Genomic DNA, 22,209 nt, shown 5'->3' on the forward strand with positions numbered 1-22,209 from the left:
CGACCGGCAAACGATCGATTTTTCATAAAAAGCGAGGGAAATTCGATGAGCGGTAAGAAAGACGTTGTTTATATCGTTTTCGACGATGTCGGCTTTTCCGATTTTGGCTGCTACGGATCGGAAATCCGCACGCCCAACATCGACCGGCTAGCCGCGGGCGGGCTGCGGTACAACAATTTTACGGTCACGCCTCTTTGCTCGCCTACGCGCGCCTGCTTGCTGACGGGGCGCAACCATCATACGGTCGGCATGGGCGCGCTGGCCAATGTCGACCTCGGTCCCGAAGCGCCTAGCTACCGGGGGCGCATCGAGCCGTCGGCGGCCACGGTGGCGGAGGTGCTGCGGGACGAGGGGTACGGCACGTATGCGGTCGGCAAGTGGCACCTTACGCCCGCCTATGAAATTTCGCCGGCCGGACCGTACGACAATTGGCCGATCGGCAAAGGCTTCAGCCGTTACTACGGCTTCTTGCGGGGCCAAACGAGCCAGTATTTCCCTCAACTGACGTACGACAATCATATGATCGATCCGCCGCAGAAGCCTCGCTACCATCTGTCCGAGGATTTGGTCGACCGTGCGATCGGGTTCGTTTCGGATCATGTGTCGGTCCGGCCCGACAACCCGTTCTTCCTGTATCTTGCCTTCGGGGCGCAGCACCGTCCGCACCACGTCCACCAGGAGTACATCGACGCGTACAAGGGCATCTACGAAAAAGGCTGGGATGCGATTCGCGCGGAGCGTTTCCAGCGGCAGAAGCAGCTAGGCATCATTCCGGCCGACGCGGAGCTCGGCACACCAAATCCGGACGTGCGCCAGTGGAACGAATTGTCAGACGACGAGAAGAAGGTGTTCGTGCGCTTCCAGGAAGCCTATTCCGGATTCCTGACGCATACGGACGAGCAGATCGGACGGCTGCTTGCTTTTCTGCAGGAAACCGGTCGGCTCGACAACACGCTGATCGTGCTGCTGGCCGACAACGGAGCCAGTCAGGAAGGCGGAGACAATGGCTCCTTCAACAATTCGGCTTATTTTAACGGTATTCCGGAGCGGCTCGAAGATCATCTGCGGCATATCGACGAAATCGGCGGACCGTATTCCTCCAACAACTACCCGAAAGGCTGGGCGCAGGCGGGCAACACGCCGTTCCGCTTCTACAAGCAGAACAGCCACTTCGGCGGCACGCGCGTTCCGTTCATCGTGTATGACGAGCATGGCATCGCCGACAAAGGCGGCGTTCGCGAACAGTTTCATCATGCCATCGATGTGACGCCGACGGTGTACGATTTGCTTGGAATCCGGCCGCCTGACGTACATAAGGGAACGGCGCAGCTGCCGCTGCACGGGGTGAGCATGGCGTATTCCTTCGTCGAAAGCGGCAGGCTGTCGCCATCCACACGAACAACGCAATATTTTCATATGAAAGGACACCGCGCAATCGTACACGAGGGCTGGAAGGCCGTCACCCGCCATACGGAGGGGGAGCCTTTCGAGGACGATAGATGGGAGCTCTACCACGTAGCCGAAGACATCGCGGAAAATTGCGACCTCGCGGAGGAACAACCGGAGAAGCTGCAGGAGCTGCGGGAAATTTGGTGGCGGGAAGCGGGTGCCTACAAGGTGACGCCGCTGCTTGACAAGGGCGTGTCGCTGTTCGGCGCAGTAAGCGCCAATTCGCCCGCAAACCGCAGGCGAATGACCTACTATCCCGGGCTGACACGGCTGGAGTCGTTCGCCGCGCCATCGCTGATCGATCGTTCCTACACGATCGACATTCCGATCGAACGGCAGTCGGCGGCGGAGGAAGGCGTGCTTGTTGCCTACGGCGATCACAGCAGCGGGCTGACGATTTATGTGCTGAGCAACCGGCTTCATTACGAATACAACTACCTCGGCACGATTTACCCGATCGTCTCCGAGCGCGAGCTGCCTGTCGGCAAGCTTGCCGTCCGCTTCGCGTTCGAAAAAAGCGGGCGTCTGCAGGGCAACGGCACATTGTATGCGGACGGAGTCGCCGTCGGCAGCGTGTTTCATCCGGCGACGATGCCGGTCATTCTGTCGATGGAGGGACTCGACGTCGGAGTCGACAAGTTGTCGCCGGTAAGCGCTGCGTACCGGGACAGAAACGGGTTTCCTTTTACAGGCTCAATCGAAAAGGTCGTCTTCGAGCTGGCGGATGACCAGAATCGCTAAACGGATTTCTTACGATGCGGGTTGCGGGTAACAGGCATGAGAAATGAATACCTTACTTCCAAGGAACGGGAGATGGCAATTGAAAAATGAAAACAAGATGGTTTCAAGGATGGATCTTGCTTGCAGCAGTAATGCTGCTGCTTGTCGCATGCGGCGCCAAATCGAATGGAAGCGGCGGGGCGAGCCAGCAACCGCCGGCGAGCCAATCACTAGCCGGCTCTCAGGCCCAATCCCCGGCGCCAAGCCAGCCGGCGGCGCCGTCAGGCAAGAAGGTGACGGTCAACGTGGCCGTTCAGGGAGGCTTATCGCCGATGCATCTGCTAAAGGACAAAGGCTGGCTGGAGGAGGAATTTGCCAAGCTGAACGCCGAGGTGAGCTGGAGCGAATTCGCCAGCGGACCGCCGATGTTCGAAGCGATGCAATCGAGCCGGGTGGACATTTCCTATGCGGCTGACGGCGCGGTGCTGGTGGCGCAGGCGGCCAACGCCGATTTCAAGGAAATTTCGCTCATCAGCGTCGGCGACAGGCAGAACGGCCTGATCGTGCCGAAGGACAGCCCAATCAAATCGGTGGCCGATCTGAAGGGCAAACAAATCGCCGTGGCCAAAGGCACAACGCCGCATGTGTTTCTGATCAAGGTGCTGCAAAAGCACGGTCTGAAAGAAGACGACGTGAGGGTGGTCAATTTGGCGACAGCCGATGCGCAGCCCGCTTTTGAAACGAAAAGGGTGGACGCCTGGGCAACGATCGACATATCCATTATTCCGCAGACGAACAAAAACGGGGCGACGCTGATCGCAAGCGGTGAAACCGAGCACATATCCGCGCCGGCCTTTTTGGTAGCAAGAGGCGCTTTCGGCAAGGATCACCCCGAGCTTGTCGCCGCTTTTCTGAAGGCTTTCCAGCGGGCGACCGATCTGCAGAACAACAGCAAGGACGAAGCCGCCGACATTTACTCGCGGGTTCGGAAGCTCGACAAGCCGTCGGTCCTGCAAATTCTCGACTTTAAGGACGCGATCAACGCACCGATTACGGACCAATATGTCAAGCTGCAGCAAGAATCGGCGGATATTTTGCTCAGCAACGGCTCGATCAAAACGAAAATCGACCCTTCCAAAGTCGTCGACAATTCTTATCTGGAGAAGTCCAAAAAGTAACCGTTCGCCCGGTTTGCGCTCCGGGCAGCCTGTTCGCCGCACAAGCGCCGGACAGATTGCTCGGGCGAACGGGAAACGAAAGGGAGAGGAACCCGATGCCGTCCGCCGCTTTGGAAATACGCGGGTTGAACAAATCGTTTCACAACGCCGACAGCACGACGCATGTACTGGATCGTATCGAGTTGACCGTACGTCAGAATGAAATATTGTCAATCATCGGACCGAGTGGCTGCGGCAAAAGCACGCTGCTCAAAATCGTCGCCGGCCTCGATGTCGATTATACGGGCAGCGTTCAGCTCGAGGGCAAACAGGTCGATCGTCCTTCCCGGGAGAAAGGCTTCATTTTTCAGGAGCACCGGCTGTTCCCCTGGCTGACCGTCGAACGCAACATCGCTGCGGATTTGCCGCTGAAGAAGCCGGAAGTGCAGCGCAAGGTAGATGAACTGATCCGCCTGGTCAAGCTGCAGGGGTTTGAGAAGAGCTACCCGAAGCAGCTGTCCGGAGGCATGTCGCAGCGGGTGGCGATTGCCCGCGCGTTAATGCGCAGCCCGCAGGTCCTGCTGCTCGACGAGCCGTTCGGCGCGCTCGACGCCTTCACGCGCGGCCATATGCAGGAGGCGCTGCTCGATATTTGGCGCGAGAATCAGACCACGATGCTATTCGTGACGCATGACATCGACGAAGCCGTCTTTCTGTCGAGCCGCATTGTCGTGCTCGACGCCCGACCCGGTCGCATCAAGGAAGTCATCCCGGTCGATTTGCCTTATCCGCGCAAACGCACAAGCGTTTCGTTCCAGGAGCTGCGCACCCTGGTGCTGCGTACGCTGGAGCGAACGGAGCCGGATGAGCAAAGCTGGGACATTTAAGCCCGAAATGCAAAGGAGAGTCCTTATGCCCTTACCAGCCCAGTCGCAGGCGCCTGCCCTGCTGCCGGATGCGACAGATACGACGAATACGACGAATACGACGAATACGACAAATACGACGGATGCGCCGGCGATGCCGGAGGAACGCATCGTTTCACCCGACGTCGCCAAACGGCGGTCTCGCGGCAATGTGTCGCGGCGCGTGCTGTTGGGCAGCACGGTGCCCCTGCTCACGCTGCTCGTTTGGCAGTTCGTCAGCGCGTGGGGCATCGTGTCCCAGCAGCTGTTTCCGTCCCCCGTCTCGATCGCCATCGAAATGTACCGCATGATCGCTTCTGGCGATCTGTTCGAGCATTTGCAAGTGAGCGTCGCGCGTGCGGCGCTCGGTTTTGCGCTCGGCGGCAGTCTCGGCCTTACGATCGGCCTGATTGTCGGCCTCTTTCGCAAAGCCGAGCAGGTGCTCGACCCGACCGTGCAAATGCTGCGGACCGTTCCCTTGCTGGCGATTACGCCTCTTTTCATTTTGTGGTTCGGCTTCGGCGAACTGTCGAAAGTGCTGCTGATCGCCATGGGAGCATTTTTCCCTTTATATGTAAACACCTTTCTCGGCGTGCGCAATGTCGATGCCAAGCTGTTCGATGTCGCGCGTGTTCTGGAATTCAGCCGCTTCAAGCAAGTGACGCAGCTGGTGCTGCCCGCCGCCCTGCCGAATGTGCTGCTCGGCCTGCGGCTGTCTCTGAGCATCGCCTGGCTTTGCCTTGTGGTAGCGGAGCTGATGGGGGCCGATGCGGGGATCGGCTATCTGATTATGGATGCGCGCAGCTTCATGCGGACGGGAGAGGTGTTTGTCGGCATCCTGGTATTTGCCGTGGTCGGCAAGCTGACCGATTCCGTTGTCCGATTGTTGGAAGGAAAGCTGCTGAAATGGCAGGATAGCTATCGCGGTTAGAAGGGCCGCGTTTGCCGGATTGGCATGAAAAAAAGAGCGGTGCCGTTCCCTGTCGGAACGGCACCGTTTTTTCTACATCAGAAAGTTTTCGTTCGCTAAAGCGCTAAAGCGTAGCAGACTTTCTGTTCGGCATGAAAAGTTACACTAACGCCGGGCCAACTTCGTGTGAAGTTGTCATTCTATCACAGTTTATAAAACGACACAATGTATATGTACAGGCACTTTGGAAAGGAACAAGCTGATGCCGATAGTACCAATGTCAGCTTGTAGGTTTAAGCCCTATATTCTGTTAGGTCAAACGTTCAAAACAAGATCCGATTCTCCGTTATCTGATTTTGGCAACGGCATCTTTCATGATTTCATAATGAATCGCACCCCGGAATTTCTCACGGATAACCCCCTTGGAGTCCAGCAAGTACGTCGTCGGATAGGCAGCAATCCGATACGTTTGCGTAACGCTTCCTTCCATATCTAGCACAATCGGGAAAGTCAGCCGTTGTTCGTCTACGAAAGCCTGGACAGAATCGATCGTTTTCTCGGAAGGTGTCAGATTAACACCAATAATCACGATGTCCTTTGAATGATAATCCTCATAAAATTTTTGCATATGCGGCATTTCGATGCGGCACGGCGGACACCATGTCGCCCAAAAGTTAATCAAGACGGTTTTGCCTTGAAAATCAGAAAGACGAACTTCCCGTCCTTGCAAATCGTGCAATACAAAGTCCGGAGCAAGCTGGCCTTTTTCAGTCCCTTTCTCCAGGCTCGTTTCCCCTGTATTCCCAGCTTCCTCCGTTTTCGCAGATGACTTGCTAACATAATCGTAGCCGCCGTAAGCAACTAACCCGAGCAATATCATGATCGCGATCCAGCTTTTTTTCATTCCGCTCATCTCCCTGTATTAAAAATTGATTTCCCAAATCGTAAACCGGGCAAGGTAAGCGCTGAGCTTTTGCAATTGTCCCGAAAACAGCAGCAAGCCCATCGCAATGAGCAGCCAGCCATTGATCTTAGATAGCAGCGGCATCCATCTGCTCATTCTTTTTATGATGGTCATTGAGTATGTCAGCAGCAAAGAAATCAACAGGAACGGAACCCCTAACCCAAGCGAATAGACGGCCAGCAAGCCGATTCCGCTCCATAACGTCTCTGTAGAGCCGGCCAGCAGAAGAATAGACGAGAGCGCCAGTCCCACACAGGGGCTCCATCCGGCCCCAAACGCCAGCCCGGTAAAAAACGATCGGATTGCTCCGCGGCTGCTATCCGTTTTGGTCCCCCAAGTTTTACCTGACATCAGGATGCGAAGGTTTAATAATCCAACCATTTGCAGACCAAATACAACTATCAGCAGACCGCTAATTCTCTGTACCAGCTCGCGTTCTTGCGCAAAGAACCGACCAACAAAGCTTGCGGAGGCGCCCATAGCGATAAAAATCAGGCTGAAGCCGACAATAAAAAATAGAGATTGGTACAGTAAACTCCCCCGATGCACCACAAGCTTGCCGTTTTCGAAGGACGAGCCGGTTAAATAGGACACGTATGCGGGAATGAGCGGGAATACGCAAGGCGATAAAAAGGAAAGCATTCCTGCCGCAAAAGCGATGACAAGCGTAATATTATCCATGAGTACCTTCCTTCTTCCTCCTCTCGGCATACGCGGACCACCCTGTTAAACAGACGGCAGCCAGCATAAACACTAGTTGTTGTGTACTGAACGACAGCCACCGCAACGGACGGTCTGATACTAAAAATGGCAGCAGCGCATTGCCAACTGAGAACCAAACGGCATAACCCACATACTTTCCACTATCTGTCCGGCTTTGCGACGCAACTAATAGAATGAAACAACCTGCGGCCAAGGCGGCGCTTGCCGCATGAAACAAGACGGCTTCCCCGCTTATAGCAAGCAATAAGCTATGATAGACGAACCAGCATCCGAATAGGAGCCATACTCCGAGATCCAACCACATTTGGATCGATAAGGAGCGTCTCCAAGACCGATACCCGATATAGGCTGCGGACACCAGACTGGCGGTCCACATCCCGCGAGTCCCACCGTCAAAATAAAGCAAAGCCATCGGCTGCTGAATAAATTCAACCGGATGAGCCAACATATAGCTTCCTTTCCAGACGATCAACCAAAGCCAGAACGCATTCGCTGCACAGGATAGGATCAAGTCTCTTTCCGCTGCTTCGCGAAGCCGGTATTTCATGATCAACCAGCCAACTGCTCCAAATAGCACATACAGAAGCAATGGCCCGTTCAAGACCACGGTTCCGATTTGAATCGTGTGCAAGATCCATAACCCCTTTCTGTACTCCAGCTTACCTGCCTTCTTTAAAGAAACGATAAAGCGATTCCCTGAAAAATCTTCCGTTTCTGCCGAAGCCGAATGCAAGTTCTCTATAAGCACAAAAATTCGCATGACAAAAAAGACTAACAAACAGAGTACGCTGTTTGTTAGCCTTTCTCGATGCGGGGAATCGTGATCCAAAACGAGTGCTTGTTATTCCGTGATGTCAGCCCAACCTTTCCGCCAAGCTTGTTGACGATTTCCTTCACAATGGCGAGGCCAAGCCCGCTTCCGGATGTACTCCCTCCGCGATGTCTTGCCGGGTCCGTCCGATAAAAACGCTCGAACACCAATTCCTGAAGCGGCTCCGGCAGCGGCTCCCCCATGTTGCTGACCGTGATTCGATAGTCACAAGGTTCAATAACGCCAGATATCCAGATCACTTGGCCGGTGTTATGGCTGATTGCATTCTGGATCAGATTGGTCAAAACTTGCTTTAACGCATCCTCGTCCGTCCTTACTATTTCTTGAGCGACCGAAATATCCAGTTCCAGCTCCTTGCTCTGGAATTCGAGTTGAAACGATTTTACGCAGCGCACAATCACTTCATCGATTGAAATCGGGCTCGCGGCTATGCTTCCAGCCTGACGGTCTTCCCACACGGAAAGCTGATGCAATTGCTCGACGAGCCGCGTAATATGCCGGGTCTCTTCAAGCAGGGACATGTACAAGTCTCTGTCTCCAGAAATCACTCCATTGCTCAAAGCCTCCAGATAACCATGCAAATTGCTAAGCGGAGTGCGTAAATCGTGGGAAACGCTGCTTAGCATTCGTTTGCGGTTTTCTTCCGTTTGCTTCAACGTTAAAGTCATCGCATTAAAATGCCGGGCCAGTTCGCCGATTTCATCTGTAGATGAAACTTCCACGGGCTTCGGGTATGACCCGCCTGTAAGCTGACGAGTAGATTGCGTTAATCTTTTGAGTGGGGACAATATTTTTTTAATAAATACAAAATGGATGATGGCAGCGACGACAATCGCAAGCAAGCTGGCACGAATCAAATAAAAATGCATCGTCCGGTCAAAAAAGTAATTCTTTTCATCGCCGACAAGCTGGTATTGAGCAACTAGCAAACAGGCAAAATCTTTCACCGAAACGCCAACCAGCCATATGACAATAAGCATGACCAGCACATTAACCCCGATTAATTTCCACGCTACATGCTGTTTCCACATAGTAAGCCGTTTAATAGGCAGCAAAGCGATACCCCATTCCACGAACAGTCTCAAAGAAACGCGGTATTTCGTCAGACGTCTCGATTTTTTCCCTGAGTTTGCCCATATGCACATCTACGGTTCGGTCGATCACGCTCTTTTCCTCGTTCGGATATAGCTCTCCCAAAATCTGCTCTCGCGACAAAATTTGATTCGGATTTCTCATCAGAAAATACAGCAATTTGAATTCATGCTGAGTCAGCGAAATGTTCGTTCCTTTATACTTGACCTCTCCGCGCGACGGTTTGATGGTGAGGCCGTTGAAGCTGATCTTGCTGCACCGGTTAGCCGTCCGCCGCAGGACCGTATTTACGCGCGTCACCACCTCTTCAGGGCTGAAAGGCTTGATAATATAGTCGTCAGCGCCCATCCGGAGTCCTTCAATCCGCTCTTGTTCCGTTACTTTGGCGGTCAGCATGATCAGCGGTACATCGCTTTTGAGCTCCGTTCGAATCCATTTGCACAATTCTTGTCCGCTCCGCTTGGGCAGCATCAAGTCTGTAATGACAAAACAAGGATCGAATGTTTGGAAAGCTTCCATGCCGGCTTCCCCATCTTCCGCCTCTATGATTTGGTAGCCGTCTTTTTCCAAATACAATCGAAGAAGCTTTCTTATTTTCGCATCGTCTTCAACGATTAAAATGTGTGTGTCGAGCATACATCCCTCTCCCCCCCACTATCGTTTAAAGTTTAACCTTTCATTTTAAAGAAACGTTAAAGTTCAACGGTCATGTGCCTTCGCCATAACACACCTTAAGGAAAATACCATTATGGCATAAGTCCTGTGTAAAATGAAATGGTGATATATACAAGAAAAAGCAGCCGACATTCAATCGGCTGCTTCTCCATGTGTGGCGGATGAACCTTTCCATACCATCAGTCTATCTCTTCCCACCAGTTGGAGGATGGGAATTCCTTCGTACCTATTGTTACGATTTCCCCTATTTTGGGTGTTGCCAGTGCCAGATCCCGTTGATCGGCTGCTTGTTTCACTCGCTCAATAGGATCTGTCCAGCTGTGTAACGCTAATGTGAAAGCCCCCCAATGAATGGGGATCATCCGTTGACCTTGTACGTCGAGGTTTGCCTGCACGGCTTCTTCGGGAGTCATATGAATATTGGCCCATCTATCATCATATTGGCCCGATTCGATGAGCGCGAGGTCAAACGGTCCATATTGATCGCCGATAGCTTTAAAATGAGGTCCATACCCGCTGTCCCCGCTAAAATAGATCTTCGAGTTTTCACTAAGAATAACCCAAGAGCTCCACAACGTACTTCCGCTATTGCCGCCCCGGCCGGAGAAATGTCTTGCCGGCGTACTAACTACCGTTAGTCCCTGAAACGAATGCTCATCCCACCAGTCTTGCTCCTGAATACGATCCGGATCTACGCCCCATTTCGTCAGATGTCCCGCAACGCCTAACGGGACTATAAATTGCTTTACTTTTCCTTTCAGCTTTCGAATGGTGCCATAGTCCAGATGATCATAATGATCATGCGATATAATCACAGCATCAATTTCAGGCAAATCCTTGATCTCGGCCGGCAGCTTCTTGCTGTAGCGCTTGGGACCAAAGTAAGAGACCGGAGAAGCATACTGCCCGAATACGGGGTCTATCAATAAATGAACCCCATTTACTTTCAGTAATAGTGTCGAATGCCCAAACCATACCACTTGGTCCTCTGTCTTTTCCTTGAATGCTTTCGCATCAAAGGGCTCGATCGGGAGACTGCCCTTGGGCCTGCCGCGCGGATTCCCTTTTATCGTTTGTATGAGAGCCTCGCTTGTGTCCTTTAGACTGTAGTCCATAGGTGTCGGAATAGCATTGCGGAATTTCCCGTCGCTAAATTGCGGCGATTCCTTTATTCTTTTCTGACTTTCCGCCGAGCTTTTTCCGCCAAGAGGAGGATAATAGTTTAGTACCAATAAAATCAAGATCACGATTACGGCCAATAAAATGATATATTTCATTCGGTTTTCTTCACGTCTCCTCACAGCAGATTATTCTCTTCATTATCGAAGCCATTCCTCCATTTTAAACGTTAAAGTCCACTTTAAGTCAAGCTCTTTTTTGATCGGAACGACGACTACGGACATGAAACAAAATCGCCAGGCAGCAGGGGCTGCTCCAGAAACTCCCCCTTAGCGGAGAGACCCTACTGCAAGCACAATAAGAACCGTGGCAAAATGCGCACGGCCCTCAGAACCAGTATTGATTTAGTGTATCGAGACATTTTATAATCATAATAACTATTCACAAAGCAGCAATAGTTTCAACAATAAAAAAGCATTTTTTAAATGAAAATCAGTTGATTTTATCAATAATGCCTTAATTTTTAAAGGAGGTTTTATCTATGGATCAGATTGACCTGAATATCCTGTACCATCTTCAACACCAAGCGCGAATTTCCATGACGGAGCTTGGCAAGTGCGTCGGCCTGTCACAACCGGCTGTTACGGAAAGAGTAAAACGAATGGAAGAAAAGGGCGTAATCGAACAATATCGTACGATTGTTTCTCCCGAAAAAATCGGAAAACATGCCGCAGCCTACATGCTGTTTCATACAAGAGACTGTGACGGGTTTATTGATTTTTGCCGCTCCTCCCCTGAAGTGATCGAATGTCACCGCATAAGCGGAGAATACAATTATATGTTGAAGGTCATTACGGATTCCATAAAGTCGCTAGAAATGTTCGGAAACCAATGCAACAAATATGGAACTTATACGATTCTAATCGTGATGTCTTCGCCTATTGATCATAAATTTTTCATTTCCGGGGATGGAAGTTCTCTAGCCGATTCGCATTAGAATGCAACTGCTTCAGCGTTCCGCGGTTCGAAATCCATGCTCTCGGGCACGCCCTGTGACGAGTAGAGCAAGCAGCAGAAGCAGGAGCACTACCCATGGGAAGTTCCGGATCCCAAGTGTTTCGAGAAGGATGCCGCCGAGTATACCGCCAACACCGATGGCCATGTTCCAAACTGTTACCAGCATCGACTGGGCTACATCCGCATTTTCGCCAGCCGTTTCGGCGACCGCTGTTTGAAGGATGGTCCCGGCCCCTCCAAACGTCAGCCCCCACAACGCAATGCTGAAATAGACGATTACAGGTTGATCGCTGCCGATACCCAGCAGTACAGAGCCTACGGCGAAACCGGTTAAGCTTAATAAGGTGAGCACTCGTAACCAACGGTCGATCAACAGGCCAATTGCCCAAATGCCAACGACGGAAGCTACGCCGAAGAGAAGCAGTATCAAGTCCACTCGCCCGGAGAGCCCTGCCCTCGCAAGGAACGGCGCAATATAGGTATAGAGAACGTTATGCGCCAGTACCCATAACAACACGACCCAGAGAACGGATCGTACACCAGGCATAATGAAAACCTTTCGAAGGGAAAGTCGCTTTTCGGCAGCTTGCCCCGGAAAATTCGGGACCCCCTTGAATACCCAAACGATGAGCAGCAGCGACAGCAAAGAGACGATCCCAAAAACAAGTCTCCACCCTATGAACCCCCCGATAAAGGTTCCGACAGGGACACCAAGCAGAAGCCCGAGCGGAGAACCGATCATCGCGACCGCCAACGCCCGCCCTTTCAAAGATTCGTGCACCATGCGACGCGCATAGCCTGCGGTTATCCCCCATACAACGCCTCCGGCTACGCCCGCGAAGAAACGGGCAACCAATGTCAGACTATAATTGGAAGATATGCTTGTAATCGTGTTGAATACAAAAAAAACAAGCAGGCACATCAACAGCAATGGCCGTCTTTGCCACCCGCGTGTAGCCGTGATTAACGGGATTGCGGCCAAGGTCGAGCCAAGGGCGTATAAGGTGGTAAGTTGGCCGGAGAAAGCTTCCGAAATTCCGAGCCCCTCGCTGATCTGAGGCAATAATCCCGCTGGAAGCGTTTCGGTTAAGATACAAATAAACCCGGCCATCGCCAAAGCGAGTAATCTCCCCCATGGAAGACGATCGGAGGAAGCATGGCTCGCGGCACTCTTCGGGGCTGAAGCTGCGTTTCGGTTCATCATGTTAGCACCTCTACTCCATCATTTCTAGATCTATGCCCAGCGAGCGCTCGCTTCATGATGTATAGTTTACAGGATAAAATCAAGATTTTGCATACATAGTTAACGGTATTTTTATCGTTTTGACTTAAATACCAATTTGTTTTTTGACATATTCCTATAATTTAAAAAACCTCAAGAATGCAGCGTTAAACGTCAAAAACCAAGGAGCTAAGCAACATCAAGTCGCTTAGCTCCTTGGTTTCTTTTACCAAAGACTGACTCTGTCTTCCGGAGCAATGTACATCGCATCGCCCTCTTTGACACCAAATGTGGAGTAGAATTCATCCGTATTGGCAATACCTGCATTTACTCTAATTTTATTTGGCGCATGATGGTCGATTAACAAAAGCAACTGTTCCATTTCAGGGCGAGTTTTCTGTCTCCAAATCATTGCCCACGATTTATAGAACTCCTCCAGATTGGTATCCGGCAATTGCTTTGTCGCTTCTAACGCAACGGTCAGTCCGCCAATGTCTGCAATATTTTCGGTTACGGTCATTTGACCGTTGAGTTTTTGGCCCAAATATTCCACTTTATTATAATGAGCAATAAAAGCCTGGGCTTTTTCCTCGTATTTCTTAAAATCTGCTTCTGTCCACCAATTGACCATATTGCCAACCTCATCGTACTTCGCGCCGTTCGGATCAAACGCATGAGAGATTTCGTGGGCAATAATGGCACCTATGCCGCCATAATTCTGACTTGCGCTTTGATTTTTATCGTAAAACGGCGCCTGTAGCGATGCAGCAGGGAATGTGATCGTGTTGTTCAGCGGTTGATAGGTCATATTTGCCGTATTGGCAGTCATTCTCCACTCGTCTCGATCAACTTTCATATCCACTTGTGCAAATTTATTTTTAGTAAGGATCTCCTGCAAACGTTTATTATTTTCATATAACGACTTATTTTCATCCACTTTCAGCTTCGAATATATCGTATCCAGCTTGTCCGGATAACCTACGTGTACTTTCATCGCATCCAGCTTTTTGATGGCTTCTTTTTTGGTGGTCTCGGACATCCAGTCATTGTTGCGGAGTTTGGCTTTGTAGATGTCGATCATGTTATACACCATGTCCGTAACATCCTTCCTTGCTTCCGTTCCAAAGTATTTCTCTGCATAATAGTTCCCGGCGACGTGGCCGAAAGCATTATTTACGATATTGTATACCGTGTCTTCCGTAGGTATCGTTTTTTCTTGACCATACATCGCTCTTTTCAATTGCGTCGATTTGTCTACAAATTCATCGGACAGCATCGATGCGGATTTTAATACAAAGTTGGCATAGGTCCAACTTTTTATGATGCCCCAATTTTCTTCGTTTACAATCTTATCGAAATTTTCAAAGTATTTCACGGTAATTACGGACATACTTTGGGGCGTTTTGCCGGCAACATCTACGATTAACTTTTCGAGATCCATATTTTTGCTGTATGCTTTTAGTTCAGCGATTGTCCTTGGATTGAATAGTATTGCAATATCTGACGTTTCTGCAGAGCTTGGATAATACTTCGCAAGCTCCTTCTCGAATTCTAAAGCTTCACTAGCAATTCGATTTGCTTCATCCTTGGTTTCCCCGGCCATTGCCAAAAGATCCGCTATTACATTTTTATGCATATCCAAAACCGTTTGGCTTTGAGGATTTTCGGGCGAATAATAGCTCACATCCGGCAACGCAGGAGCAGGAGAAGAAAGATATAGCGCATTTTTCGTTGCATCCTTCATATCGGATAAAAAGTCAAACGACACGGGTAAAGCAAACCCTCTGTAATAAAGATCTTTTTGGTTTTTGGCAAACTCCGCCAAACTGTTAATCGATTTCAATTTTTCTACATCGGACCTGATTGCCTCTGCTCCATCTTTGCCCAGCTTTTCTCGATCGGCAGCAAGCTTATAAAATGTAACCATGTTGCCGATTTCGTCATCGATTTTGCCGCGACCTTCGCTTGCCATGGCAGCAAAATCCTTTGACAACAGCTTTCTTACCTCAGCATCATTGTCCATCAGACCGCCGACTATTAGCTTATCTTCGGGCAATTCCGTTGATTCAAACCACTTCGCATTAACGGCTTCGTAAAAATCGTCTTGTAGTCTCGCCTGCCTGGGGGCAAGGGTAACCTGGCGCAGCGATTGGTTCCATCCGACCTGATAGCCTACCGTCTCAGCGACAAAGCGGAGCGGCACATAGGTGACATTCCGGATGAGCTTTGGCGCTACTTCCAGTGTGACTGCTTTGCCGTTTGCCGTGGCATTCGTGCTGCCAACTTGAAGGGACAAGGAGAAGCCTTCTTTGGCGCCGCTGACGGTTTGGGTCGCTCCATCCCAATTCAATTGGACATCCAGCTTCTCCAGAACCTGACGCATCGGAACGAGTGTCACCCCGTTTTCCAAGATCGGTTCGGACTCGCTGAACTGGATTTTCTTTCCATTCAGCCATATGGATAAGGCATGCTCTGCTGCGTGAACGGAAGAAGAAAATATAGAAGTAAGCAAGAATGCGGAAAGAACGAAAGCGCTCATTTTTTTCATCTGTCTATCAGCTCCTTTTCATGAAACGATCCAGCGGCTGCTTAAAGAATGACGGCCGTTCCGCTGACAGCGACCATCAGCATGCCTTGACGGACAACTTCGTAATTGATTGCTACACCGATAACGGCATTGGCTCCCATCTGCGATGCTTCCTGTGTCATTTCTTGAAAGGCAGCCTCTCTTGCTTCCCTTAGCTTGGTTTCATAGGCTTTCGAGCGCCCGCCTACAAGATCGGTAATCGAAGCAAGCAGGTCTCTCCCGACATTAGCACCCATGATGACTTCACCGGTTGCAACGCCGATATACTGCCTGACCGGGGAACCTTCAACGATTGCTGTTGTTGTAATAACCAAAGTATTGCCCTCCTAAACACAAATGGATTGGAATTGACTGATGATCTTGCTACGAGTTTGTCCAAAGCCGGCTTGTCCTCGGCCAGCTTGCTTTCTATTCTACGTGCCCTATTGAAACGGAGCCTAAACGAATCGTTGAACGTAAGATTACCTTTGCTCCCGTCGTTTGGGTTTCTCTTCATGTCGTCGGCCAATTCCAGAAATTGTTGCCCCTTTGCCCCCGCTCCGTGCTGATGGACACGGATAATGGAGGCATCGGACTAAGGAAATGACCAATCGGCTGCTTAGATCATGACGGCCGTTCCGCTGACAGCGACCATCATCATGCCTTGACGTACAACCTCGTAATTGACATCTACGCCGATAACCGCATTGGCTCCCATCTGAGATGCTTGCTGCGTCATTTCTTTAAAAGCTGCGTCTCTTGCTTCCCTTAGCTTGGTTTCGTAAGCCTTGGAACGCCCGCCTACAAGATCGGTAAAGGAAGCAAGCAGATCTCTTCCGACATTAGCCGCCATGATGACTTCACCGGTTGCAACACCGATATACTGCCTGACCGGGGAACCTTCAACAATTGCTGTTGTTGTAATAATCAACTGTTTTCCTCCTAATACAACTATATTGGAATTGATGGATGACCTCCCGAACGAGTTTGTTCTAATCTGCTTGGCCTCGGCCGGCTTACTTCCTATCCTACCAGCCTCATTGAAACGGAGCCTAAACAAATCGATGAACATCAGCTTAATTTTGCTCCCGCCGTTTAGGTTCTGTTAATGTGGGTATGCTACTATCGAAATGGGTGAAACTTATGACAAATCTATCCGATATTAAAATCGCAATCGTCGACGACGAGCCTTCGATTGTCACAATGCTGCAAATGGTGCTTCGCAGGGAAGGGTTCCATCAGCTGTACGCGGCTTCCACCTGTGCAGAAGCACTTGACTTAGCGACGCGCATATCCCCCGATATCGTCCTGCTCGACATTACGCTCCCCGACGGCAGCGGACTGGAGCTCTGCTCCAAGCTCCGCGAATACGGGAATCCGCATATATTGTTTTTGACTGCCAAAGCTTCCGATCTCGATGTCCTGCGCGGCTTCGCCATGGGCGGGGACGATTATATCACGAAGCCCTTCAATCCCCTCGAGGTGGCCGCAAGAATTCAGGCGCGCATTCGCCGTCTGGAGCCGGAAGCCCCTGCAACCAGTCCGGTGAAGCGGCCCGATTCAGGCGTTTACCGATTTGGCCGCTTCACCGTCAACGAGGCGGAGGGCGAGCTGATTGTGGAGGGGCAGCCCGTTCCTTGCCCCGCGCAAGTTTTCCAACTGCTGCTGCATTTCTGTAAGTTTCCGGGGATTGTATTTTCCAAAACACAACTCTACGACAAGGTTTGGGGAATTAACGGACAGGGCGACGACTCGACCGTGATGGTGCATATCCGTCGCATCCGCGAGCGGATCGAGATCGATCCCGGCAATCCGAAGCTACTGCTGACCGTACGGGGGCTCGGCTACAAGCTGGTGAAGGAGCCGCAGGAGCAATGAAGATCCAACAGCGCATGGCATTCCACTTCACTTATCAATTGATCTTCTACGCCCTGGTGATTGTGGCCATTACTCTAATCGCCTGCGTCATATTTTTTCAAAACATGACGAACAATGAGATACGCCGGAACTTTCCGGTTGGCGTCCTGCAACAGATCGCTCAAGAAGCTCTTTACAAAGACGGGGCGATAAAGATCTCCCCCGAGTGGGACAAGCTTATCGAGGAGAAAGGGATGTGGCTGCAGGTTGTCCGGGCAGAAGGAGAGGTGATCTACGCCGTCAATACAACTCCGCCTCATGCGCTGCCAACCTCCTACTCCATCGCTCAACTGCTCGATATTCAAGAGACACGAACGCTCGGGACGTATGCCGTACACACTCAGCTGAATTTTTCTTTCCAGGAGCCGCTTCTGTATATGCTGGGTTACCCAAATGCTAACCTTGACCAGCTCGTAGCCTGGTTCGACGCTTATGAACAGTATGGAATTGTGCGTAGCGAAGCGGTTCCCCTCTTGGAGCAGAGGCTACGCGAAACCGGCAGCTATCTGCAGGTGATCGATTCCGCGAGCCGTATCATTCAAGGCATCGGCGATGGAGCATTCGTGCAGAATGCGTTTCGACCGTTGGATATCCTGGCAATCCAGCAATCGCCTGCCAACTATGACACGAATATTGTCACCCATCGGGACAAGCTGAGTGGAATGACCTGGATCCTCTATTCGTCCCATCCAGCGGGAGCTCCTCTGAAGCATCCTGTGATGGAATCGGCAACGCGTGGACTCATCTGGTTTTCGGTTCTCATCCTGCTCTTAGCGCTGCCGATCTCCATCTGGCACGGCTACCGCTACGGCCAGCCGCTGATTCTGTTCGCAGGCTGGTTCGAACGTATGGGCCGGGGACAATATGACCAAGTACTTACCGCCAAGGACATGCGCAAGGTATTCCGCCGCAACGGCACGATGCGAATCCGCTATAGGCTCTATAAGGAAGTCATTCAATCCTTCTATCAGATGGCCCATCAATTGGCTCAAACCGAGAAGGAACGCGAGAGGTTGGAGAAGTCGCAAGCGGAGTGGATGTCAGGGATTTCTCACGATCTTCGTACACCCCTGTCCACGATTCAAGGCTACGGTTATATGCTGGAGAGCTTGCCTGCGCAATGGAGCCAAGAGGAGATGCGGATCATGGGATCGACGATCCGGGAAAAAGGGGATTACATGCTGGAGCTGATCTCGGACTTTTCTCTGATTCATCAGCTCAAGCAGGGCGATTCGATCATGGAGCTTCGGGAGATGGACTTGGTTGAGCTGATCCGCTGCACCGTACTGAAGTACGTCAACGATGCTACGATGTCCGAGTATCAGTTTCTCTACGTCGGGGCGGAGGGCCCCTTGCTGATCAAGGCGGATGAAACCTGGCTGCAGCGGCTAATGGACAATCTGCTGTCCAACGCCGTGAAGCATAACCCGCCTGGCGTGATCGTCACCGTCTCTGTCGGCAGGACGAGCGACAAGGCATGCATCCGAGTCGTCGATAATGGCAAAGGGATGGACGAGGAAACGCTGCATTATTTGTTCAACCGCTACTACCGGGGTACGAATACGGAAGAATCAACGAATGGCTCCGGGCTCGGGATGAGCATCGCCAAAACCATCGTGGAAGCGCACGGCGGCGAAATCCATGTCCAATCCAAAGTGTGGAAAGGTACGAAAATCGAGATCTTGCTGCCCTGCTGAGCAAAATCAAATTCTTAATTCTTATCTTAAAGCTTGCGCAAACCCCAATCTCCAAGTCGGAAATACCGGTTCCCAGCCGTACTCCTGCCGTGCTTTGGCATTCGATGCACCACGTTCCCAGTCATTGCTGCCCAACTGAAATTCGGGCATCGGAGCTTTCAAAGCATCGGCGTAAACGGGCAGCCATTTCGTACCCGGGGCAGGCTCATCGTCTACAATGTTCAACGTACCGGCCGGCCAATCCAATGCCAGTAAGGCTGCATTCGCCGCATCCTCGACATGCAGGAAAGAGACGACCCCATTCGTTGCCGTGAGCTGGTGATTCCGTATTTTTTCCGCCATAGCGCCCTTGCTGTCATACCAGGTATCCGGTCCGTACAGCGTACCGTACCGGAGAATGACGTGATTCGGGATTTCGGCAGCAGCCCCTTCCAATGCGACAATGCCATCAATTGTCGTTTTCCGTGGTAAAGGCGCCAGGGTATCCAAAAATTCGGAATAATTAGAAGGTTTCTTCGGCTAATGCCGGGAATGCGGTTTTAAATCTAAATAAAAAAAAGCCCATTAGATTGAATCTCTAATGAACCACTTCGTTTGCGAATTGATGCCGGTGAGAGGACTCGAACCTCCACGGTTTCCCTCACGATTTTGAGTCGCGCGCGTCTGCCATTCCGCCACACCGGCAAATAAAAAAAGCGGACGACGAGATTCGAACTCGCGACCCTCGCCTTGGCAAGGCGATGCTCTACCACTGAGCCACGTCCGCATATTCCTTAAAGTCAAGCTTTTTAACCACTCAGGTTTTTTATTATACACGATGTTGCAGCTAGGCTCAAGTACCTTTTCACAAATTTTTAATGCTATTAAAGAAATGCCGCGTATTCAAAGATGGTTCGGGGCTTAACATAAACGGTCTACTTGTTTAACGTTGTTTATAATTCGCTCCGCTTACATCGCTTCGAAACGATGAAAACCGTCAGGGGTAACTTCAAACTTCAATTCACCCTGACGGTCTTGATCATGGACGTTATTAAGATAACGTGATGAATGCCCTCTATTTCGAGATGGTGTTTGGGTTACATGGCGAGGATGCCCCCGTCAACCACAAAGTCTGCGCCTGTCGAGTAGCTGGAATCGTCCGATGCCAAATAGACGACCAGCTTGGACACTTCGTCCGTCGAAGCGAGACGCTTCATCGGAATGCCTTTTACGAGTTCCGCCACTCGATCCTCATCCGGTTCGTCGACCATCGGAGTTTGGATAATACCCGGCATGATCGTGTTTACGCGAATGTTGTCCTGTACGAATTCGAGGGCGGCAACTTTGGTCATACCGCGAACCGCATATTTGGTTCCACCATACGCAACGTTTCCCGGAATGCCTTTGTCGCCTGCAGCAGAAGAGACGTTGATAATCGAGCCGATGCCGGCCCGGCGCATGGATGGAAGCACCGCCTTCATACCCAAGAATACGCCGACCTGATTGACGTCTACAACCTTTTGAAACTCTTCGTACGTCGTATCCGCAATATCTTTCAACAAGGCAATCCCTGCATTGTTTACGAGAACGTTGACTGGTCCGAAAGAGGCTTCCGTCTCTGCGACGACACGTTCCCAATCCGCGGGACTCGCCACGTCTTGTTGGATGAATAACGCATTCGGTCCGAGCTCCTTAGCTAACGCCTCGCCCAACTCAACACGAATATCAGTAAAGGCAACCTTGGCCCCTTCTTGAATTAAAGCACGAACGTGGGATGCCCCCTGCCCGCGAGATCCTCCCGTTACAATAGCTACTTTTCCCGTTAACTTCGACATATGATGTTGACCTCCTTGTAAGCAAGCGTTTGCAATTTTAAGACATCTTTACTATATCAATGTGCAAATGGAGGGACAACCAACAAAACCGGCAGTTTGTTGCTTAAACAATAGAATAGAAAAACTGTATCTTTTTACTCATAGAAAAAGACAACAGTTGTTGTGTAAAGGACGAATCTATATAATAAAAGGTGGAGGTGACTTTTATGCCACGCGTTCTCAATACGAATGATCCCCGCGTCGTTCGCACGCGTCAACTTATTTTGCAAGCCTTTGTCTCGCTACTAAACAAGAACGATTTTAACGATATTACGATTAGCGATATAACGAAGCAAGCGACTGTAAACCGGGCTACCTTTTACGCTCATTTCGCGGACAAGTACGCCTTGCTGGAAGCGCTGCTTGCCGATACGTTTATGGAATACATTCATAATCATGTTCATTCGGACGCCGATTTCTCCAAGCGGACGCTCAAGAGCATCATCTTTGCCTTATGCGACTATCATACCGAATCCAGCAACCGAATCGCCAAACACTACGGATCGGCGGCCTCTGTTGTCGAGGAGAACATCAAGACGCAGTTGGAGCAGCATATGTCTCGCATGCTCGGTCAGAAATACCCGGTTCAAGATCCAACGGTCAACCTGGTCATTACGATGACCTGTTGGGCGTTTTATGGAATAACGTATCGCTGGAACAGTCAAGGCAGGAAGGAACCCCCGGAAGATCTAGCCGAACGCGCCGTTTCCATCGTATTGACCGATGGAGCCAGTATGCTGCATCAAGCGATTTTAGTGGAACGCTGAACTTCGCTTCCTTTCAGAAAAATTTTTCCCTTCAAACTAAAAGTCGAATACGTTCGTGCAGCAGATCAGGGTTGCCAATCCGTGCAACACCTGTAAAACTAGATAAAAAGCGCCCTTGAGTTGGGCGCTTTTATTATAAGATGTATTCGTGTAATGGATGCCGTTCGAGATCGGGTGAGCTTATGCTCCAAAATGAAAGCTCCACAACGAAAAAAGGCTCCAGCCGCATGGACTGAAACCTTTGATCATCTGATGCGGTCGAGAGGACTCGAACCTCCACGGCTGTTACACCACTAGAACCTGAATCTAGCGCGTCTGCCAATTCCGCCACGACCGCACATTAAGAAGAAGCTTGTAATGCTACTTGCATCTTGCAGAAGCAAGGATGCGGTTGAGAGGACTCGAACCTCCACGGGCTTTCGCCCACTACCCCCTCAAGATAGCGTGTCTGCCATTCCACCACAACCGCAAATGGCACAGGGGAATAATCCTATTGCTCCCTGAAAACTGAATGCGAAACGAAACGAGAAGTGCGAGTAGAAGGCTGGTTGGGTAACCAGCGTTAGTGGATAAGCCCTCGACCGATTAGTATTCGTCAGCTGCACACGTTGCCGCGCTTCCACC

General features: G+C 50.8%; 19 protein-coding genes, 4 tRNA genes and 1 pseudogene. 8 read left to right on the plus strand and 16 right to left on the minus strand.

Going from position 1 to position 22,209, the window contains the following annotated elements; all coding sequences use genetic code 11:
• Positions 1-45 precede the first annotated feature (45 nt).
• The 4 genes from ABD796_RS26020 to ABD796_RS26035 all read left to right on the plus strand — a co-directional run bounded on the left by ABD796_RS26020 (position 46) and on the right by ABD796_RS26035 (position 5,162).
• Positions 46-2,190, plus strand: coding sequence for an arylsulfatase (locus ABD796_RS26020; protein ID WP_344913568.1), 2,145 nt, complete (start codon positions 46-48; stop codon positions 2,188-2,190).
• An 86-nt stretch (positions 2,191-2,276) separates the two neighbouring features.
• Positions 2,277-3,347, plus strand: coding sequence for an aliphatic sulfonate ABC transporter substrate-binding protein (locus ABD796_RS26025; protein WP_344913572.1), 1,071 nt, complete (start codon positions 2,277-2,279; stop codon positions 3,345-3,347).
• 95 nt (positions 3,348-3,442) lie between these two features.
• On the plus strand, positions 3,443-4,213 hold the full coding sequence (locus tag ABD796_RS26030) for an ABC transporter ATP-binding protein (RefSeq protein ID WP_344913576.1): 771 nt from the start codon (positions 3,443-3,445) through the stop codon (positions 4,211-4,213).
• 133 nt (positions 4,214-4,346) lie between these two features.
• Positions 4,347-5,162, plus strand: a complete 816-nt coding sequence (locus tag ABD796_RS26035; protein ID WP_344913623.1) for an ABC transporter permease — start codon at positions 4,347-4,349, stop codon at positions 5,160-5,162.
• 325 nt (positions 5,163-5,487) lie between these two features.
• Here the strand turns inward: ABD796_RS26035 and ABD796_RS26040 are convergent, their stop codons facing one another.
• The 6 genes from ABD796_RS26040 to ABD796_RS26065 all read right to left on the minus strand — a co-directional run bounded on the left by ABD796_RS26040 (position 5,488) and on the right by ABD796_RS26065 (position 10,704).
• Complete coding sequence (locus ABD796_RS26040; RefSeq protein WP_344913579.1) at positions 5,488-6,045, minus strand: peroxiredoxin family protein; 558 nt, start codon at positions 6,043-6,045, stop codon at positions 5,488-5,490.
• A gap of 18 nt (positions 6,046-6,063) precedes the next feature.
• Complete coding sequence (locus ABD796_RS26045; protein ID WP_344913582.1) at positions 6,064-6,786, minus strand: cytochrome c biogenesis CcdA family protein; 723 nt, start codon at positions 6,784-6,786, stop codon at positions 6,064-6,066.
• Positions 6,779-7,657, minus strand: a complete 879-nt coding sequence (locus tag ABD796_RS26050) for a hypothetical protein (protein WP_344913629.1) — start codon at positions 7,655-7,657, stop codon at positions 6,779-6,781. Before ABD796_RS26050 ends, ABD796_RS26045 begins: the two co-directional genes overlap by 8 nt.
• Positions 7,624-8,715, minus strand: a complete 1,092-nt coding sequence (locus tag ABD796_RS26055; RefSeq protein ID WP_344913585.1) for a sensor histidine kinase — start codon at positions 8,713-8,715, stop codon at positions 7,624-7,626. Before ABD796_RS26055 ends, ABD796_RS26050 begins: the two co-directional genes overlap by 34 nt.
• A complete protein-coding gene (locus tag ABD796_RS26060; protein WP_344913588.1) occupies positions 8,702-9,388 on the minus strand; it encodes a response regulator transcription factor in 687 nt (228 codons plus the stop codon). Before ABD796_RS26060 ends, ABD796_RS26055 begins: the two co-directional genes overlap by 14 nt.
• Positions 9,389-9,606: 218 nt before the next feature.
• On the minus strand, positions 9,607-10,704 hold the full coding sequence (locus tag ABD796_RS26065) for an MBL fold metallo-hydrolase (protein ID WP_344913592.1): 1,098 nt from the start codon (positions 10,702-10,704) through the stop codon (positions 9,607-9,609).
• Between the two features lie 383 nt (positions 10,705-11,087).
• Here ABD796_RS26065 and ABD796_RS26070 point away from each other — a divergent pair, with 383 nt between their 5' ends.
• Positions 11,088-11,543 carry an Lrp/AsnC family transcriptional regulator gene (locus ABD796_RS26070; RefSeq protein ID WP_344913595.1) on the plus strand — a complete coding sequence of 152 codons (456 nt, stop codon included), beginning with the start codon at positions 11,088-11,090 and terminating at the stop codon, positions 11,541-11,543.
• A gap of 12 nt (positions 11,544-11,555) precedes the next feature.
• On the opposite strand, the gene ABD796_RS26075 is transcribed toward ABD796_RS26070, so the two are convergent.
• The 4 genes from ABD796_RS26075 to ABD796_RS26090 all read right to left on the minus strand — a co-directional run bounded on the left by ABD796_RS26075 (position 11,556) and on the right by ABD796_RS26090 (position 16,282).
• On the minus strand, positions 11,556-12,764 hold the full coding sequence (locus ABD796_RS26075; protein ID WP_344913626.1) for an MFS transporter: 1,209 nt from the start codon (positions 12,762-12,764) through the stop codon (positions 11,556-11,558).
• 247 nt (positions 12,765-13,011) lie between these two features.
• The gene (locus tag ABD796_RS26080) at positions 13,012-15,333 is read right to left on the minus strand and encodes a M13-type metalloendopeptidase (RefSeq protein ID WP_344913598.1); all 2,322 of its coding nucleotides are present in this window, start codon (positions 15,331-15,333) and stop codon (positions 13,012-13,014) included.
• 41 nt (positions 15,334-15,374) lie between these two features.
• The gene (locus tag ABD796_RS26085; RefSeq protein ID WP_344913601.1) at positions 15,375-15,686 is read right to left on the minus strand and encodes a YbjQ family protein; all 312 of its coding nucleotides are present in this window, start codon (positions 15,684-15,686) and stop codon (positions 15,375-15,377) included.
• Between the two features lie 284 nt (positions 15,687-15,970).
• Positions 15,971-16,282, minus strand: coding sequence for a YbjQ family protein (locus tag ABD796_RS26090; RefSeq protein ID WP_344913604.1), 312 nt, complete (start codon positions 16,280-16,282; stop codon positions 15,971-15,973).
• Between the two features lie 212 nt (positions 16,283-16,494).
• On the opposite strand from ABD796_RS26090, the gene ABD796_RS26095 reads away from it, so the two are divergent.
• Both ABD796_RS26095 and ABD796_RS26100 read left to right on the plus strand, forming a co-directional pair.
• Positions 16,495-17,229, plus strand: a complete 735-nt coding sequence (locus tag ABD796_RS26095; protein WP_344913608.1) for a response regulator transcription factor — start codon at positions 16,495-16,497, stop codon at positions 17,227-17,229.
• Entirely contained in the window at positions 17,226-18,965 is a 1,740-nt protein-coding gene (locus ABD796_RS26100) for a sensor histidine kinase (RefSeq protein WP_344913611.1), read from the plus strand. Before ABD796_RS26095 ends, ABD796_RS26100 begins: the two co-directional genes overlap by 4 nt.
• A 21-nt stretch (positions 18,966-18,986) precedes the next feature.
• Here ABD796_RS26100 and ABD796_RS26105 read toward each other — a convergent pair.
• The 4 genes and pseudogenes from ABD796_RS26105 to ABD796_RS26120 form a co-directional block, all read right to left on the minus strand.
• Positions 18,987-19,454: pseudogene (locus tag ABD796_RS26105) on the minus strand (NAD-dependent epimerase/dehydratase family protein); the annotation flags it as partial.
• A gap of 116 nt (positions 19,455-19,570) precedes the next feature.
• A tRNA-Leu gene (locus ABD796_RS26110) sits at positions 19,571-19,649 on the minus strand.
• 10 nt (positions 19,650-19,659) lie between these two features.
• Positions 19,660-19,731: transfer RNA gene (locus ABD796_RS26115), tRNA-Gly, on the minus strand.
• Between the two features lie 310 nt (positions 19,732-20,041).
• On the minus strand, positions 20,042-20,779 hold the full coding sequence (locus tag ABD796_RS26120; RefSeq protein ID WP_344913614.1) for a glucose 1-dehydrogenase: 738 nt from the start codon (positions 20,777-20,779) through the stop codon (positions 20,042-20,044).
• Positions 20,780-20,985: 206 nt separating this feature from the next.
• On the opposite strand from ABD796_RS26120, the gene ABD796_RS26125 reads away from it, so the two are divergent.
• A complete protein-coding gene (locus ABD796_RS26125) occupies positions 20,986-21,585 on the plus strand; it encodes a TetR family transcriptional regulator (protein ID WP_344913617.1) in 600 nt (199 codons plus the stop codon).
• Positions 21,586-21,838: 253 nt separating this feature from the next.
• Here the strand turns inward: ABD796_RS26125 and ABD796_RS26130 are convergent.
• A tRNA-Leu gene (locus ABD796_RS26130) sits at positions 21,839-21,922 on the minus strand.
• 49 nt (positions 21,923-21,971) lie between these two features.
• Positions 21,972-22,054 (minus strand) — tRNA-Leu (locus tag ABD796_RS26135).
• Positions 22,055-22,209 lie beyond the last annotated feature (155 nt).

The organism is Paenibacillus hodogayensis, from assembly GCF_039536325.1.
GTDB classification, from domain to species: Bacteria; Bacillota; Bacilli; order Paenibacillales; family NBRC-103111; genus Paenibacillus_AB; species Paenibacillus_AB hodogayensis.

What these genes read in the sequence shown, in the direction of transcription:
- ABD796_RS26020 (WP_344913568.1), top strand. Translation starts at nt 46, where the DNA reads ATGAGCGGTAAGAAAGACGTTGTTTATATCGTTTTCGACGATGTCGGC.
- ABD796_RS26025 (WP_344913572.1), top strand. Translation starts at nt 2,277, where the DNA reads ATGAAAACAAGATGGTTTCAAGGATGGATCTTGCTTGCAGCAGTAATG.
- ABD796_RS26030 (WP_344913576.1), top strand. Translation starts at nt 3,443, where the DNA reads ATGCCGTCCGCCGCTTTGGAAATACGCGGGTTGAACAAATCGTTTCAC.
- ABD796_RS26035 (WP_344913623.1), top strand. Translation starts at nt 4,347, where the DNA reads ATGCCGGAGGAACGCATCGTTTCACCCGACGTCGCCAAACGGCGGTCT.
- ABD796_RS26040 (WP_344913579.1), bottom strand. Translation starts at nt 6,045, where the DNA reads ATGAAAAAAAGCTGGATCGCGATCATGATATTGCTCGGGTTAGTTGCT.
- ABD796_RS26045 (WP_344913582.1), bottom strand. Translation starts at nt 6,786, where the DNA reads ATGGATAATATTACGCTTGTCATCGCTTTTGCGGCAGGAATGCTTTCC.
- ABD796_RS26060 (WP_344913588.1), bottom strand. Translation starts at nt 9,388, where the DNA reads ATGCTCGACACACACATTTTAATCGTTGAAGACGATGCGAAAATAAGA.
- ABD796_RS26065 (WP_344913592.1), bottom strand. Translation starts at nt 10,704, where the DNA reads ATGAAATATATCATTTTATTGGCCGTAATCGTGATCTTGATTTTATTG.
- ABD796_RS26070 (WP_344913595.1), top strand. Translation starts at nt 11,088, where the DNA reads ATGGATCAGATTGACCTGAATATCCTGTACCATCTTCAACACCAAGCG.
- ABD796_RS26075 (WP_344913626.1), bottom strand. Translation starts at nt 12,764, where the DNA reads ATGAACCGAAACGCAGCTTCAGCCCCGAAGAGTGCCGCGAGCCATGCT.
- ABD796_RS26080 (WP_344913598.1), bottom strand. Translation starts at nt 15,333, where the DNA reads ATGAAAAAAATGAGCGCTTTCGTTCTTTCCGCATTCTTGCTTACTTCT.
- ABD796_RS26095 (WP_344913608.1), top strand. Translation starts at nt 16,495, where the DNA reads ATGACAAATCTATCCGATATTAAAATCGCAATCGTCGACGACGAGCCT.
- ABD796_RS26100 (WP_344913611.1), top strand. Translation starts at nt 17,226, where the DNA reads ATGAAGATCCAACAGCGCATGGCATTCCACTTCACTTATCAATTGATC.
- ABD796_RS26120 (WP_344913614.1), bottom strand. Translation starts at nt 20,779, where the DNA reads ATGTCGAAGTTAACGGGAAAAGTAGCTATTGTAACGGGAGGATCTCGC.
- ABD796_RS26125 (WP_344913617.1), top strand. Translation starts at nt 20,986, where the DNA reads ATGCCACGCGTTCTCAATACGAATGATCCCCGCGTCGTTCGCACGCGT.